The organism is Vibrio sp. 10N.261.55.A7 (assembly GCF_002877365.1).
Lineage (GTDB): Bacteria > Pseudomonadota > Gammaproteobacteria > Enterobacterales > Vibrionaceae > Vibrio.
Genome location: NZ_MCWZ01000026.1, coordinates 1 through 15,850 on the forward strand (window position 1 = coordinate 1; position 15,850 = coordinate 15,850).

At 41.7% G+C, this 15,850-nt stretch carries 12 protein-coding genes; 5 read left to right on the plus strand and 7 right to left on the minus strand.

The window, feature by feature from the left end:
• On the plus strand, window positions 1-409 hold a 409-nt coding region (locus BCU12_RS02875; protein WP_241909732.1), incomplete at its 5' end, for a phospholipase D-like domain-containing protein.
• Between the two features lie 58 nt (window positions 410-467).
• Here the strand turns inward: BCU12_RS02875 and BCU12_RS02880 are convergent.
• The 5 genes from BCU12_RS02880 to BCU12_RS02900 all read right to left on the minus strand — a co-directional run bounded on the left by BCU12_RS02880 (window position 468) and on the right by BCU12_RS02900 (window position 6,221).
• Window positions 468-1,007 (minus strand): DUF3332 family protein, encoded by a 540-nt coding sequence (locus BCU12_RS02880; protein ID WP_102402887.1) that lies wholly within the window; start codon window positions 1,005-1,007, stop codon window positions 468-470.
• A gap of 553 nt (window positions 1,008-1,560) precedes the next feature.
• The gene (locus tag BCU12_RS02885; protein WP_102402888.1) at window positions 1,561-2,841 is read right to left on the minus strand and encodes a carbohydrate porin; all 1,281 of its coding nucleotides are present in this window, start codon (window positions 2,839-2,841) and stop codon (window positions 1,561-1,563) included.
• A gap of 89 nt (window positions 2,842-2,930) precedes the next feature.
• The gene (locus BCU12_RS02890; protein ID WP_102402889.1) at window positions 2,931-3,560 is read right to left on the minus strand and encodes a DUF3299 domain-containing protein; all 630 of its coding nucleotides are present in this window, start codon (window positions 3,558-3,560) and stop codon (window positions 2,931-2,933) included.
• A gap of 62 nt (window positions 3,561-3,622) precedes the next feature.
• Window positions 3,623-5,002 carry an amidohydrolase family protein gene (locus BCU12_RS02895; protein WP_102402890.1) on the minus strand — a complete coding sequence of 460 codons (1,380 nt, stop codon included), beginning with the start codon at window positions 5,000-5,002 and terminating at the stop codon, window positions 3,623-3,625.
• Window positions 5,003-5,213: 211 nt separating this feature from the next.
• Entirely contained in the window at window positions 5,214-6,221 is a 1,008-nt protein-coding gene (locus BCU12_RS02900) for a helix-turn-helix transcriptional regulator (protein ID WP_241909733.1), read from the minus strand.
• Window positions 6,222-6,401: 180 nt separating this feature from the next.
• Here BCU12_RS02900 and BCU12_RS02905 point away from each other — a divergent pair, with 180 nt between their 5' ends.
• Complete coding sequence (locus BCU12_RS02905; RefSeq protein ID WP_102402918.1) at window positions 6,402-7,424, plus strand: two-component system response regulator; 1,023 nt, start codon at window positions 6,402-6,404, stop codon at window positions 7,422-7,424.
• A gap of 6 nt (window positions 7,425-7,430) precedes the next feature.
• The gene (locus BCU12_RS02910; RefSeq protein WP_133153800.1) at window positions 7,431-12,338 is read left to right on the plus strand and encodes a transporter substrate-binding domain-containing protein; all 4,908 of its coding nucleotides are present in this window, start codon (window positions 7,431-7,433) and stop codon (window positions 12,336-12,338) included.
• Window positions 12,339-12,551: 213 nt separating this feature from the next.
• Here BCU12_RS02910 and BCU12_RS02915 read toward each other — a convergent pair whose 3' ends face one another.
• The gene (locus BCU12_RS02915) at window positions 12,552-13,142 is read right to left on the minus strand and encodes an NAD(P)H-dependent oxidoreductase (RefSeq protein WP_102402891.1); all 591 of its coding nucleotides are present in this window, start codon (window positions 13,140-13,142) and stop codon (window positions 12,552-12,554) included.
• Between the two features lie 135 nt (window positions 13,143-13,277).
• Between BCU12_RS02915 and BCU12_RS02920 the strand changes: the two genes are divergently transcribed.
• Together BCU12_RS02920 and BCU12_RS02925 are read left to right on the plus strand one after the other, a co-directional pair.
• Complete coding sequence (locus BCU12_RS02920) at window positions 13,278-14,144, plus strand: LysR family transcriptional regulator (protein WP_102402892.1); 867 nt, start codon at window positions 13,278-13,280, stop codon at window positions 14,142-14,144.
• Window positions 14,145-14,309: 165 nt separating this feature from the next.
• Entirely contained in the window at window positions 14,310-14,711 is a 402-nt protein-coding gene (locus tag BCU12_RS02925; protein ID WP_102402893.1) for a thioesterase family protein, read from the plus strand.
• Between the two features lie 182 nt (window positions 14,712-14,893).
• Here the strand turns inward: BCU12_RS02925 and BCU12_RS02930 are convergent, their stop codons facing one another.
• Entirely contained in the window at window positions 14,894-15,724 is an 831-nt protein-coding gene (locus BCU12_RS02930) for a 4'-phosphopantetheinyl transferase superfamily protein (protein WP_102402894.1), read from the minus strand.
• Between the last annotated feature and the right edge of the window lie 126 nt (window positions 15,725-15,850).

Below are 15,850 nucleotides of genomic sequence, written 5' to 3' on the forward strand. Positions count from 1 at the left end.
CTTGGATTCTGACGCTTGGCAAAGCTTGGTAAAACACCCTAGAATTCATTTTTATCAGCTCGGTAAGAAAGACGCGATTGTTTTAGGCGGGGACAAACATTACGGAAAGCTGCATGCAAAGTTTTTGATTTTTGATGAGTTTGCTTTCGTAGGTACAACGAACCTGGATTTTCGTTCTCTGCTATACAATAACGAAGTCGGGTATTTCCTTCGTGGCGCAACAGTTATAGATGACCTAAATGAAGAGTTTGAATTGTTGAAGTCATACTCAACCCGCTGGGGCAGTAAAGATTGGTTAGAAATGCGCAGAATGATAAGAGAAGTTGGGGGCTCAAAAGGGCTAACGACAAGCAATCAACGAGAGCTCTATAATTTGCTAGAGTCGACAGGGCTAAAATATCAATTTTAAATTTATAATTAAAAAAGCAGAGCCATTTTTGGCTCTGCTTTTTTATATAAAATGATCGTTACGCTTTTTCTGCTTGTAGCGTTTCCAATTGGCTCATTGTGGTTTGAGAAATAAGTTCACCATCAATATAATATGACACCTCTTCACCACTTCTAACGCCCGTTAAAACTCCGGTATCACCATTGTTGTAAGTAATATCCATTTGAATGGTATTATCATCAACTTCCTTTAATACGCCAGATTCAATCGTTCTATTATTTGAAATAGGCCCAACCGGTGCTTCTGTTAAAGAAGGATCTAGATCTTGATTTATTTCAAACTGGGTATCCACTTTAGAATCAAATAGGTGAGGTTTACCGTTGATAGGGTTCTTTCCTGTCCAGAACTCTAATGAGTTAAATACCACGTAATCGACTGCTGTCGTAACACCATAAACCGGCGCAAGCAGTAAGTTTACGCCAGCTCTTGCATAGCGGTTATCAACGACTTCTACGTTAAAAGTGACGACTTTTTCAGTGACAGCATTGCTACCAACACAGCCAGTAAGCGCAGTTGCAAGAAGAGTAAGGCCGATTGTTTTCGTTACGATATTTTTCATATTGAGTTCCAAATTTTTTGTTGAGTACGTTTCGTTTTGATGTGGCTATTATGAACTTATCAAAATCTAAGACTTACCATTTTGCGCCACTGGAGTAATATGTATTGATATTCTGTATGAAAATTAAAATGTAATATTAACTAAGTGATGCAACGTATAAATAAAATAAAAGCCTTTAGTGAAGACTAAAGGCTTTATATTTAATGGATGGATTTTAGAGACTTACAGATTGGTGTGCGTCTTTACTTAAAAATATACTGATATGTTTTAACTGTTATCCAACGAATACCGAAGAATGAGTGCTTTAAAATTCCCCAAATTACTTTGGAAATGGATATTGATAGGTCAGTTGCGACATGAAGGCAAGAGTATAAATCTGAGTGTTTGAATTCGTTAAGAGTCATAGTTCATCATGAATTAATTAAAGTAGACACATTATAGTTCCCGAAGGCGCAACTCTTTTACCATTTCCCGCCACTCGAAACTATTCTGATGCAAACCTTCTTTAATCTAAGTGCGGATAGGGTTGAAAACATCAATGGATATGTTCAACCTAGATAAACAGCCTTGCTCTTATTCCGAATACCCAAGCGTGATCTTCGGATGAGAGAGCAGGGTTATCTACATACTGAATGTCAGGGGTTATTTGTAGGTATTCAGTGAGTTGCACGTTGTAGTAAATTTCTGCTGTCGCTTGATTTTCTTCGGCACCCATATAGCGCTGTAGTGTATCCCCGTTTGTTTCTGACCAGTTTATGGCAAAGCCTAGATTACTTTTCGGTGACCCCAAGCCAAAATATCCGAAACCAACACTAAGCGATTTATCGTACAAAGCAACATCACCTTCTGAAATTCCACCTCTTACAAAAGGCATAATTTGAGGGGTGACAAATTGGCTCCACGAGAAATTAATACCCTGTCCTGATTCTCCACCGACAACGGTCCCATCTGGCTGGACGCTAGAGGAGAGGCTATGCCTTGAACCTTCATCCATATGCCATAAAGTCACGTGAAAATTATCGGTATAAATTTGCTCTTGAGATGCTGTCCAGCCAAGCTCTAATGTTGTAAATAGCGTGGTGTCGTTGAATAAAGTATCGAAACCATCAAAGATGTCGTCAGACTTCCCCTTTGCATCAGCAATCCCAGCAACGGCATAAAAATTGTCGGTAATCATGTGTCCAGCCGATATGGCTAAGATACCATCATCAGGTAAGCCCATAACGCCGGCGCCCGTGCTGAAGGCAAGGTTAGTAAAACCTGACCAAGGGCTTGCAAGCGCGTACGTATCAACATAGTCAGTGACATCTTGCCAGCCCAGAATTAACGATGTTTTTCCACCATTAAACTTTTGCTTCCAGTGAAGGTTTGTTACGCGGAAACCCTGATCATTGTAGGCTGGTGCGACCATACCCACGTATCCTAATCCTTCAGGGCCTCCACCAATATCATCAATGAAGGCGAAGTTTTTAGGTGCAGTGCTTGAATAGGCATGACGATGCTCTACTTTCCAAACAATTCCACCCGTATTTCCTGACTCTTGGCCTATTAGGTTCCAAGAGCCGTAGAATCGCGCGATACCAGATGATCGATCAACAGAGTTTCCTTTAGAGCCACTTGGAGAGGTGACACCTAACGCTAAATAATCAGCCCCAAAGGTAAGTCCTTCTTTTGCAAGGTTTTCTCTCCAGCCCTGCTTTTGGCGCGTATTTTCTGCAATAGTATTTTCTACAGAATCTGGGCTTTCAAAATTAGCACCTGCAAATGTAGGATGAGTGATTAACGAAGTTGCTATTAATAACGTTAGTAAATGAGAATGTGCCATCTTGTTCATAGTTGTACCAGTATATGTATAAACCCTCGCATATTCGGTGAGTGCAGGGGTAGAAAGAGTCATTAGGCAGTGAAAATGTAAGGTGTTATTTACTGTTCGTAATAGCGCTCGATCTTGGAACCTTTCATCGAGTAGCCCATTGTTAACTGAGTTTTCCCATCGACTAGGTACACTTCATCAGTTTGTATATCGGCTTGAATGACGCCTTCAACCCAAACGGGATATTGGATATTTTCAATCTCAAACCCTTCTGGGTAGGAGAGTCTAACGATTTGATTCGCGGGTGGTGGTGGTAGGTGGATACAGGCCCCTGCATAAGGTACCAATAAAAACTCAACTGCCTTGATCCCCTTAAATTCTATTGGAACAACAAAACCAGGCATTCTTACCCTGTTGCCTGTAATTTCGGTGTTTAGAGATTCTGCCTTTTGTTTTTCTAAGGCCATGTAGTCTTCGCGAGCTTTTAGCGTTTTTTCTACATTAATGCCTTGGCTTTCTAATGCACGTACAGCTTTGTTTAGCTCAATTTTAGACTGGTCATCGGTCTGAAATTGAAGATGTAAGACTGATGCGAGTAATTGTTTTTGATCCTCCGTGATCTCTGGTAATTGAATGGTTTCTTCTGAAACTGACGGCTTAAGAGTCTGCCATGTGACTTCTTGTATCTCAGCGATTACAGAAAACGAAAATACAGACAGGAGAATGAACAATTTTTTCATGATGAGTCCTCATTAAGGTAGCCTCGAAAGACTACCTTTACTACTTAGATTGGCGTTATCGATTACAGAGTATTTTTGTAAATCTTGCCGTCTTTCATGATGAGCTTCATCGTTTCAATACCATCACGCGCAGGAGCATCGAACCATTTTTCATTTGCACCAATGACGGACAAGTCTTCAAGAGGGTTCCCTTCAACAAGTAAGATGTCGGCATATGCACCTACCTCTATAACACCCAATGAGCCTTCAAAATATGGGTCTAAGGTTTCACCAGATAGTTTAACAATCTCTCCATTTACTGAAGTCATTGAGATTAAAGTGTAGAAATTCCCAAAGAACTTACCACTTAGGAATATGGAATGATCCGCTTGTTGCTCACAAGCCGCAACACCACCAACACAGTCCACATGGAACCCAAGTTTTGGCTTGTATTCATTAACGTTGTCGATGTAGTCACTAAATGCTGCTTGAGCTGTTTTTGCTTTTCGAGCAGATGCAGGGTTCGTATTAATGGCTTCGATTTCAAATAGGTACGGCGAAAATGCGGTCATGTTCGTTGTCATATAAACATCATTTTTCTTCATCGCTTTAGCAACATCTTTGTCAAACATGAATGCGTGCTCAAGCGTCTTAACACCCGCTTCTACATTTCTTAATAAAGACACTTTACTGTACGCATGAGACATGGCGTAAGAACCATAGGCGTCAGCCACTTCAACCGCTGCTTTTATCTCTTCTAACGAGTACGCGTTTAACTGCCAAGGGTCGAAAGAAGAAGCGACACCACCGCTCGACATCAGCTTTATTTGAGTTGCACCCTGCATGTAGTTTTGGCGTGCGCAAGTCTTGATATCACCAATGCTATCAGCAGTACAGCTCATACCTAAACGAGCTCCTGCAGATTGTGGACCATTAAATGTTTCGTTGGGCGTTGTGAAGTTTCGAAAATCAGCATGAGAACCCGTAGGCCCGATGAAAGCACCAGAAGGGTAGATTCTAGGCCCTTTTAATTCACCTGAATCAATTGTTTTCTTAAGACCTGCGGCCATGCCACCAGCGTCACGCCATGTAGTAAAGCCAGACATTAGCGCAGATTCAGCACGAGCAGCTGATCGAGCGGCTAGTTCTTCCCAGTTACGATTATTTTCAATATCGGGTAACGATGAACCATTCATTTGTAGATGCCCGTGACCTTCAATTAGGCCTGGCATTAATGTCATCCCAGAACCATCAATAACAGTTGCATCACCCGCATCAATAGCTTCTTTAGAAATCTTTTCTATTTTGTTATCGACGACAAGAACATGATGATCTTCATACAGCTTATCTTCAGTACCGTTAAAAATATCAACGTTAGTGAATAGAGTAGAAGCGGCATTTGCTGAGAAAGCGGTAGAGCATGAGATAGCAAGCACTGAAAGCTTGATTGTTGTACGTTTCATTGAGGCACCTTTGAGTTTCCATACGCGTAGACAAACTACATCGCGTAACATTCCAGACTAAATATATTGTTACGAAGCTAACCAGTGGGCCCTTTTCGTTTAACAAAGGGCTTTCACTTAATTAACATTCAATAACTTAGTAGAAATATTCGCACTTTTCCACGAATGATAATTGCCATTAGGTGACAATGGGAAGCGTCATAAGATTCATCTACCGGTTCTCATTTTTAAGCTTTTTCTTATACTCCCTTGGAGTCATATCCATCAAGCGTTTAAAGGCTCGAGTGAAATGGGCGGAATCAGAATAGCCCATTTTGCTTGCCACATCGGTTATGGGAAGTTGGTCACATTTAAGTAGCTCCAATATTTGTTCCAACATGAGCTGTTCTATAACTTTTCCGTATAAAACGCCTTCTTCTTTGAGCCGCCTTTGAAGCGTTCTCACGTTCAAATCGAGAATTTCTGCGGCAAGTTTAATAGGAAGTTTCCCCATAGAAACATAGGGCTTGATTGCGAGTTTGAATGAGCCCAAAAAAGAGTCACAGCTGGGAATTGAGGGCAATGCTGACGGTTCAGAACGTTGAGGTAGGCGCACTGGCGACGCTAGAATACTGTCTGAAATATACAGGGCAGTGGTGGGTCTGCTGCAAAAAAACTGGGCAGAGTTTAGATTTGGCAGGTTTCGGAACTCATGATCGTGGCCGCTTTGTAAACCGATCTCGGTGGGTTGCCACTTTCCATCGGTCAATGCACCAAGTAACTCGCATAGGAATAGAACAGAGAAGATCTCGCCATATTTAAACCACAACTCGTTTGCTTCTGTTTTATCTCTTACTAGCCACCATTTGCCTCCTGCTTTTTGTGTATAGACCTGAGCGTTGCTTGAAGCCTTTGATAGTACTAACGAAAACTCATCCAGTGCGTCTTTTAGCGATGTGTCTTTGGTTAAATAGGAGAGAAACATGGGCACATAGATTGATCGACAGCTATCGATAATGAGTTGTCCAAAATCTTTGTTCGTTAAGCGGCTGCCTAATATGTGTATCAGGTTTTTAAGTGTGGTTTCTGGCAGGTATTGGTAGTGCACGTTATCGTCGAAAAGATCGTTGGGTACCAGTGCTTGCCTAAGCAATGGATAAATATCATCGTCAATATGGCTAAATAGACTAACAAAGTATTGAACATCAGTGCGTCTGACGAGTGGGATGCTTCTTTCCACCTTTTCTTCCTTAATCGCCACGTTAATACCTCGTAATTTTGTGCGCAATCGCACCAAAACTATGACATAGCTAACACGTTTGTAAAGTGTCTGCTTCTCTATTCGCACATTGTAATTTTCACTTCTACACTTTATTGAATCACTTTAAATTCAAAATCTTATAGATATGGGCGAATGCAAATGAGCGAGAGAGCGACATTGTTAATCGTAGATGATACTGCTGAAAATCTGGACGTTCTTACTGGGCTTTTTAAAGATAAGTATCAAGTCAAAGCGGCAAAAAGTGGCAAGGTGGCGATTAAGTTGGCTCAAATGACACCGCAACCAGATTTGATCCTCCTAGATATCATGATGCCAGAGGTTGATGGGTATCAGGTCTGCGAAACTCTAAAGTCACAACCGCATACCGCCCATATTCCAATTATATTTGTTACCGCCAAAATCTCACCTTCAGATGAGATTAAAGGCCTATCGCTCGGCGCGGTTGACTATATCACGAAGCCAATAACGCCCGCTGTCGCCTTGCAGAGAGTACAAACTCAGTTGGCACTTTATAATCAAAAGCAAGAGTTGTATCTAAAAGTAAAAGAGCAAACAAAAGAAATAAACCATAGCAAAATAGAAATGGTTAAAAGACTCGGTAGGGCAGCCGAATACAAGGACAATGAAACAGGAATGCACGTGCTGAGAATGAGCCATTATTGCCATGTGTTGGCAGTAGCTTGTGGTATGTCGCTGGAAGACGCAGACATTCTAAGAGATGCCGCGCCAATGCATGATATCGGGAAAATAGGCATACCTGACGATGTATTGTTAAAGCCGGGTAAGCTCGACAGTGAAGAATGGGCAGTGATGCAAACACACGTCGACATTGGCGTTGACATACTCGGTGATACTGCGGGTTCAAGGCTGTTAGAGATGGCAGTGCAGGTTGCTCAGTCACACCATGAAAAATGGAATGGTAAAGGCTACCCACAAGGGTTAGTGGGTGAAGACATTCCACTTGTGGCTAGAGTGGCAACGATTGCTGACGTGTTTGATGCGCTCACATCAGAGCGTCCGTATAAAGAAGCATGGAGCGTAGAACGAGCCGTATCCTTATTGAAGGAGGAAAAAGGGCAACACTTTGATCCAAACTTGGTCGATTTGTTTATCGGAAAATTGGATGAAATATTGGAAATTAAAACCAAGTTCAAGGACTAGTTAGCTATGGTTAAGGGTTTATCTAAATGTTGCCACTGGCTAGTAGTCAGCTTCGTTTATTTGTATTTCTTTGTTTCGCTACCACTTCATGCGAATTCTCTTTCCAAACTCACCCAACAAGAGCGCGAATGGCTTCTTAGCAAAGAGACAATTAAAGTCGCACTTATTGCCGATAACTTCCCATACATGTTCAAGAATGAACGGGGCGAAGTGGATGGGATTGTCAGTGACTTTATTCGCGAGCTCGCCGCGCTAAGCGGTTCTAAAATCACGTATGTACAAGCCGATAGCTGGAAACAAGCGATGGCGATGCTAGACAGTGGTGCTATCGACATCTTCCCAGTGAGCTTTCACAATAATGAAGACGAATCAAAATACCGCTATTCCGAACAATATTTACCTTATCAGAAACAACTAATTACACGATTCGATTCTCCACTCGTGCGCAATTCTACTCAGTTCAATGACTTAACACTGGCCATTGTCTCCGGGTCAGAAACGGAAAGTTGGATTTTGCAACAGCACCCTAATATGAAAACCAAAACGTACTCATCAAAAGCTGAAGCACTAGAAGCGATTGCGCAGGGTGAAGTATTTGGACTTGTCAGTGAGTTGGTATCAACAATGGCACTCGCCAATGAAGTTGGTGTTAAAGGTCTTAAATCTAACGGCGTCATACAAGATTGGTTTACTTCATTTGCTCGATTTACCATGCGCAAAAATGATGAAACGTTAGAAAGCATAATTAACAAAGCGTTAAATGAGCTTAGTTATGAATCTCAAAACTACATTTTGAATAAGTGGCTTCAAAACAACCCTTATCGCATCAAGGTGAATGGCGCATTTGATTTTGGTAATCCGCCATATATGTACGCCGATGCCGCGACAGTTGGCCTTGAATATTCATTCTTGCAAGACGTGTTTAACAATATGGGCCTTCAAATCGGGCAGTCTCACCGAGCGTCTATCTCAACTAGACAAGACATCTTAAGTACAGATGCTGATATTGACTTTAATTCGGGGATTACGATCAAGCACAGCGGTGAACACCACTATTCCGATTCGATACTTAATCTGGATTTCGTGGTCATTTCATTAAAAGCGCGAGACCTGGATCTTTCTTCAATAGCCTTGTCTGGTTCTCTTAAGGTGGGGGCTGTGATCCAAGATGGTGAATCGCCAAGTAGGAAGGCAATTGCTTTGTTTCAAGAAGAGGTGACCACTGAGTCAACCGTTGATTTTGCTTCGTTGACGCTTGCATTCTCTGCTCTTGCAGAACAAGCCGTCGATGTCATTATTGTGGAAGAAAGAGTTGCGGAATGGTACTTAGAACATGAAAGCAAGGTGAACCGGAACGTTATAGAAGTTCATCCCAAATACACATACTCTTTCCCCATTTTTCTTGAATTTAGAGACGCAAAACTAAGAGATCGTTTTAATGCCTCGTTACGCAGCATTCAAGCAAACAAACCTGAAATTAGACAGCTCTACAAGAACCACATAGAAACCGACCTGAGACCGCAACTTGAACGTGCCGACATCATTGCCGAAATCATGGCGATGTACCTGTATAAAGATGATCTTGAAAGCTTAAAGTCGACCGTTGATTTGTTTGATGTGTCGCAGGACATTGTTGCAATAGAAGTCTTCGGGAACAAGAAAGAGAGGAAACTATACAGCGCCGTTAATCTTGGAAATGGACTTGTTGACGATGAAAACTTCAATACATCAACTTACACACAAGTAACTAAAGACAGTGTCTATGCCGCAGAGAACGGAGACATTAAAGTAGGAGTTGTTACGTTTTATTTTGACTTCACGCATAAAGGAATGAACTACGCCTATCTTCCATCGTTGGAGTTATTTAGTCATCTAGAGGCAAGCGAGCAAGACTATATATCGAAGATTTACGAATCTTACCAGCTAACGGGACAGATCCTCAATCTAACTCCATCGGAGCTCCAATGGATAAAAGACAACCCTATTCAGAAAATTGCCGTTGATCCAAGTGCTTTACCTTATGAAGGCTTTGACTCTTCAAAAGCGTACATTGGAATAATGGCTGAATTTGTCGAAATCATTAAATCAAAAACAGGGTTAGTGATCGAACCTGTGTTAGTTGAATCATGGGATGAGTCCGTTGACCTTATAGATAGTAACCAAGTCACCATCATTTCTGCTGCAGTAGAAAACGATTCATTTGGTCGTACTTATAGAAGCAGTCGAGCACTGGTTACAAGCCCCATTGCGATAGCGTCAAAAGCAAAGACCAGTGGGCTGTTGCTTGATGATTTGTCTGGATGGAAAGTGGGTGTTTTAGAGGGGGGCTCCAACACTGAGAAGCTTCGTGTGAACTACCCCAATATTGGTTGGGTAAAAGTGGCTAGCACAACCGAAGGCTTGAAACGGGTAGATTCCGGTGATATCGACGCAGTTCTAGATACTGTTCATGTGCTGAATTATTTGATTAATACAGCGGGTTACCATGACATAAGAATAGTCGGACGATCCGACTTCTCAGTATCACCAACGTTTCATGTGTCACGCCATACTCCATTACTGCATTCAATAGTTGATAAAGCCATTCATTCAATTGGTCCAGAAGAGAAAAAAGAGGCGATCTCAAAGTGGTCGGCGCCAAAGTTCATTGATAATACGAACTACTCGTTAATTTATATGGTGATAGGGTTTTCTGTCCTATTTGTTTTGATTAGTTTTATTTGGAATAGACGGTTACAAACGCAGGTTGAAATAACTAAGAAAGCACAGGGTGAAGCGTTGCATCTTCAGGAGCAATTATTTGGTGTTCTAAACGCTTCGCCGATAGCTGCAGCAATTGTACAGAATGATAATGTGCAGTATTGCAATGAGCGCGCGTTGGAACTGTTCAAATTAGAACAAAACAAGCTAGGTGATGTGAATGTCGAAGACATTTATTTTGACCAAGCTGATCGTAGTGACATCTATGAAGAATTGGTTCAGAACAAAAGCATCATTAATAAAGAGCTAACGCTGAAAAACATGAATGCGGAGACGTTTACTGCGCTAACCAGTTACTACCTAATTAAACACGAAAGTCATGTCGCGACATTATTCTGGGCTTACGACATCTCAGAACTTAAAGCGCTTAATTTACAGCTTGAAGACGCAATGGTCAGAGCGGATTCGGCGAATCAAGCGAAATCGGATTTCTTGGCAAATATGAGCCATGAAATCAGAACCCCTATGAATGCGATCTTGGGCATGTCGTATCTAGCGTTACAAGAAACACAAAGCAAACAAGCGCAATCCTATGTGCAGAAAGTCCATCGTTCGGCTGGCTTTCTATTAAACATCATCAATGACATTCTGGACTTTTCAAAAATAGAGGCAGGAAAACTCGATATAGAAAATGTCCCTTTTCAACTCTCGTCGGTTATCAATACACTAGAAGACGTTACGACGAATTCTGCAAAAGACAAGCGGCTTAAGCTGACGTTAACGGTTGACAAAGAGGTACCAGATTACTTACTGGGTGATTCCGTTCGTTTGCTACAAACGTTACTAAACTTGCTGGGAAATGCGATTAAGTTTACCCCTGAAGGGCAGGTTTCACTTTTAGTTACCCTTCTATCAACGACTTCAAATGATGTACGTTTAAGATTCGAGGTTAAAGACACTGGCATCGGCATAGGAAAGAAACAACAAAAAGAACTCTTCGAAGCGTTTTCCCAGGCTGACGCCTCTATTACAAGAAAGTATGGGGGGACAGGTCTTGGATTGAACATTAGTCAACAACTCATTCAGGGAATGGGAGGGAAAATTAACGTTCAAAGTGAAGTTGGCAAGGGAAGTTGCTTCTCGTTTGAATTGTCTTTTGAGCTTGGTTCTACACCAGAACGATTATCAACACATTCTGCGCATGATACTCAATTCGATGGTGAGAAGGCGACAAACTTGCATGTGTTACTGGTCGAAGACAATGAGCTAAACCAAGAGTTAGCGCTTGCGTTCTTAGGGAAGTTAGGTGTTAACGCGGATGTCGCAACGAATGGAGAAGCAGCTGTAGAGTTGGTTAAAAATAACGATTACGATTTTGTGTTAATGGACATTCAAATGCCGATACTGGATGGCTATAACGCCACCAAACAGATTCGTCTTTTTGATGCTGAGATAACAATTGTAGCGATGTCGGCGAACCGTTCTCACGACGTAAAAGAAAAAGCAATTCAAAGCGGTATGAACGACTTCGTTGAAAAACCAGTCGTTATAGAAAAACTGGCGCAGGTTCTAGGCGTCAATTATCAGGACAACGGGTCTAAATTTCGGGATTTACCAGATTCTCATGATGAAATGACCTTTGATATTTCTTTGGCCAAAGAACGGTGTAATCAAGATGAAGTGTTGCTGTGTAAGCTTGTGAATCGATTTTTAGATCAGATAGACAACGTAATGCCATACTTTTCTCAGGAGACCGATACGACGAAACTAGAACGTTATTCGCATAGCTTAAAGAGTAACTGTGGTTCGATAGGTGCCCAGAAGGCAAGTCGGATCTTTTCTCAGTTAGAATCAATCTATTCGCTTCGGAAAAATGAAGACATCAGTAAAATTCTTATTGAACTAAAGAGCGAGCTATCTCAATTAAAGGCTGAGTTGAATAAGTATATTGAGCAAGGCCAAGGCACTCGTTCCGTTGTTGAGCCTTGTGAAAAAGAATCCAGTGACAACGAAAGTATCGACTTAGCCCTTCCAAAAGAAGAGTTGCAAGAGCTTATCACTTTACTAGAGTCGTATGATGTTGATGCCAAGCCTGCACTTGAAAACTTGGTTGAAAGGCACCCAGGCTCGAAGCAAAAGATGGCTGAAATTGAACAGCTTCTTGAAGAGTATGACTTTGAGGCGGCACTAGAAATAGTACGTCGGTATTGCTGACGTATTGTCGTTCGAGTTGAAGGTCGCTGATCGTTATCTTTGGAAGCTTTATTCACTCATAATTGGGGTAAAAGTACACGTCCAACTCTACTTACCATCAGAGATTGATGTAAATACTTTCAATCAATACGTTGTGTACTCTTTTGAGAAGAAATAGACAGAACCCATATCAATTTTTACAGGTCTGACTATTGAGCTTTAGGTGCTATGTCATTAATTCACAACATCTTTAAGCTGTTTTTTGGCTATGTTAATCGCGGAACTCTTAGTTTCATCTCCCATAGCTGTGCCTTCTGCATGAATAAACTGAACGTCTGTGATACCAATGAAAGCAAGAAACTGCTTTATATAAGGTGTTAGGAAGTCTCGATCCGTGTCTTTATGGTGTCCGCCCATAGTCAGTACAACAACTGCTTTTTTGTTAACGAGGATCCCTTTTGGTCCTTCATCTGTGTAACTGAACGTTTTACCAACGCGAGCAATATGGTCGAACCAAGATTTTAGAGTAGAGGGAATGCCATAGTTATACATAGGAACGGCCAATACAAGGCAGTCTGCATCTTCTACTTCAGCAATGAGCTCATCTGAAACATCCAAGGCCTGTTTTTGAAGTAATGTCAGGTTTACTGAGTTGTCAGAATAGAAAGCGTTAAGCGTAGATTCATCATAGTGACTGATGGGTGAAGCTGAAAGGTCACGCTCAACAACGTTTGCCGACTGTTCGTTGATCCACTCTTTTGCAAGGAGTGTAGAAGTAGAATGTTGACCTGAAGCACTGGTGTAAATCGCGAGTAAGTTTTTCATGAATTTACCTATTTGGTTCCGTTATGGTTGCGTTAAAATCAATATAGTGATTTCATGAATGCAATTAAATACCCATTTCTGCATTACGAAAATGCAAATTTGCAAAGTCGGCTGGAAAGGGCAAGAGGATAGGAAATGGACTGGAATGACTTGCGTTATGTGATAGCAATAGCTGAGCAGGGGAATTTAAAAGCCGCAGCAAGTTCCTTAGGTGTAAACCATAGTACCGCTTGGCGCAGGGTACAAGCACTTGAACAACAGTTAGGTTGCCAGATTTTCATTGCGGATCGTCAAGGCTATCGATTGACCGATACAGGAATTGAAGTTTTAGAAAGTGCGAGAAAAGTGGCGCTGCATGTTGAAACGATCCAACTAAGAACGAGTATCAATAAACAAGATATGGAAGGGCTTATTCGTATCACCGCGCCAAACACTGTCGCGTCTCGTTCAATACCGCGAATGATCGCGATGTTTAACCAAATATACCCACTCATAGAGTTCCAAATAATTGAGGATGTTGGTGACCTTGACCTTGGCAAGAGAGAAGCAGATTTGGCGATAAGAGCAAACGTAGCAGCACCAAACAATTTGATTGCAAGGAAACTAAAAAAAGCACCCTGGGGCTTCTTTGCACACCCAGACATAATACCCAAGAAACCAATGGATCTTGAGCTACTTAAACAGCAACCACTGATTGGTTACAGTGGGCTAGATACACGCGCTGTCAGGTGGCTTCGCCAACATGTATCAAGTGGTCCATATAGCATTACCTGCAATCATGTCGAGACGGCGAAGGGTTGTGCGTTGAATAAGCTCGGTTTTGCGCTGCTACCTTCGTTAATGTCTACCGAATTAGAAGAAGTGTATCGCTTACCTGATGAGTGCAGCGGTTTCATGTGGTTATTGGCGCACCCAGAGATGCGTAATGTGGTTCGGGTAAAAGCTTTTTGGGATTTCCTATTGGAGCAGAACAATAAAGATCAATTCTTAGGTCACACATAAGATATTTTGGCATAAGTTCAATCGCTTATATCGTACAGCTGATTAAGGTCATACCAGAACGATATTCTGCCTGTTTGGTTGAAGTGGTTATCTTATTTCCTGTACAGTGCCGAGAAATAGTCGGCATTAATTTAGTGCTGATCGACAGAATGAGATAGCCCGACCATGAGCAAGATTTTTCATCACCCCGTACAAATCTATTATGAAGACACCGATCACTCTGGTGTTGTTTATCACCCTAACTTTCTTAAATACTTTGAGCGTGCAAGAGAACATGTATTGGGGAGTGATAAACTTGCCCAGTTATGGAATGAGCATGGACTGGGCTTCGCGGTATACAAGGCAAACATGACTTTTCAAGACGGCGTAGAGTTTGCTGAGATTTGTGATATTCGCACATCTTTTTCATTAGATGGTGAGTATAAGACTTTATGGCGACAAGAAGTTTGGCGTAAAGACGGTAAAAGGGCGGCCGTTATTGGTGACATTGAAATGGTGTGCCTAGACAAAGATAAACGCCTTCATCCTGTCCCAGAAAAAATCCTTCAAGCGATGATCGCGGGATAGAGACTTGTTACGTTTTAGTGCCGTTGTAGCCTAATGACCCGTTCAATACTAATGAGCGGGTCAATGCTAATGAACGGCTCAATACTAATATACAGTTCAATACTAATAGAAGAGCGGTACTAAAAAACTCAATCCCGCTGACGCTGTTGGTTACCTAGGACTATATTTAATCTATGTAAAACCTAAGTAAAAGCCGCAGTCTTAATCTTTAATACTACATCATTGTCAGCCCCACCTACGGTTACCGCAAAACGAAACGTTTCATTCAATCTTCCCAGGAAACACTGCCATCGCAGTTGGGGATTTTTGCTAGAGAGACTCGACACTTGGGTTGATCCTATAGAATGGATTGATATTCCCTTATCGATACAAACTTCGCTAGGGTAACTGGCGACCAAAGCTTCATTGATAACATGAAGGTATGATTGTTCTTGATTGCTGAAGTCAAAGTAAAAGCTTTTTAACGACGTTGCGAGCCCTTGCCCCGTTGCTTTTATATAAGACTCTTTTAACGCCCACAAATCGAAAAATCGTTCTCTTTGCTCGACGTGATTCAGTGTCTTTAAAGCGTCTATCTCATCTTGGGTGAAATAGTGGTTCATGATGGCGTGAATGTCAGTTGTTTCACGTGAATGCTCAATGTCTACACCCAATAAAACGTTTTGATCCGAGCTCTTGCAAACAGCAATGATCAAGCGGTCTTGACTGTGGCTGATATTAAAGACGATACCTGTTTGAGCAAACTGTGTTGAACAAAGAACGGGCTTTCCCTTGTCGCCATACTCAAATCTCCAATAGTCTGGACTATGTATTGAATATCGGGACAAAACTGAGCGTAGATAATGACGAGTGTAGAGCGCTTTCAATTGGGCTGCAGGTTGTCGATAGCGCTCAACTTTGGTTACTTCGTCATCCGTTAAGGTCGTTTTGAGTAAAGCAACACGAATAGGGCAATCGTCTAACTCTCCCAGATGACACAACCATAAATCGACACTTAGATGACTGCTTAACATGTTACGTTTACCTACTTACAGGGAGACAGAGTAGGGCGATCTTACCTGTGTACCGCATAAGGTGAAAGGTCAAAATGGGGCGATCTTGGAATTGTTTTTGAGGGCATTGTCTTTATGTCTAGGTCA

What these genes read in the sequence shown, in the direction of transcription:
- BCU12_RS02930 (WP_102402894.1), bottom strand. Translation starts at nt 15,724, where the DNA reads ATGTTAAGCAGTCATCTAAGTGTCGATTTATGGTTGTGTCATCTGGGA.
- BCU12_RS02910 (WP_133153800.1), top strand. Translation starts at nt 7,431, where the DNA reads ATGGTTAAGGGTTTATCTAAATGTTGCCACTGGCTAGTAGTCAGCTTC.
- BCU12_RS02880 (WP_102402887.1), bottom strand. Translation starts at nt 1,007, where the DNA reads ATGAAAAATATCGTAACGAAAACAATCGGCCTTACTCTTCTTGCAACT.
- BCU12_RS02885 (WP_102402888.1), bottom strand. Translation starts at nt 2,841, where the DNA reads ATGAACAAGATGGCACATTCTCATTTACTAACGTTATTAATAGCAACT.
- BCU12_RS02920 (WP_102402892.1), top strand. Translation starts at nt 13,278, where the DNA reads ATGGACTGGAATGACTTGCGTTATGTGATAGCAATAGCTGAGCAGGGG.
- BCU12_RS02925 (WP_102402893.1), top strand. Translation starts at nt 14,310, where the DNA reads ATGAGCAAGATTTTTCATCACCCCGTACAAATCTATTATGAAGACACC.
- BCU12_RS02895 (WP_102402890.1), bottom strand. Translation starts at nt 5,002, where the DNA reads ATGAAACGTACAACAATCAAGCTTTCAGTGCTTGCTATCTCATGCTCT.
- BCU12_RS02905 (WP_102402918.1), top strand. Translation starts at nt 6,402, where the DNA reads ATGAGCGAGAGAGCGACATTGTTAATCGTAGATGATACTGCTGAAAAT.
- BCU12_RS02915 (WP_102402891.1), bottom strand. Translation starts at nt 13,142, where the DNA reads ATGAAAAACTTACTCGCGATTTACACCAGTGCTTCAGGTCAACATTCT.
- BCU12_RS02890 (WP_102402889.1), bottom strand. Translation starts at nt 3,560, where the DNA reads ATGAAAAAATTGTTCATTCTCCTGTCTGTATTTTCGTTTTCTGTAATC.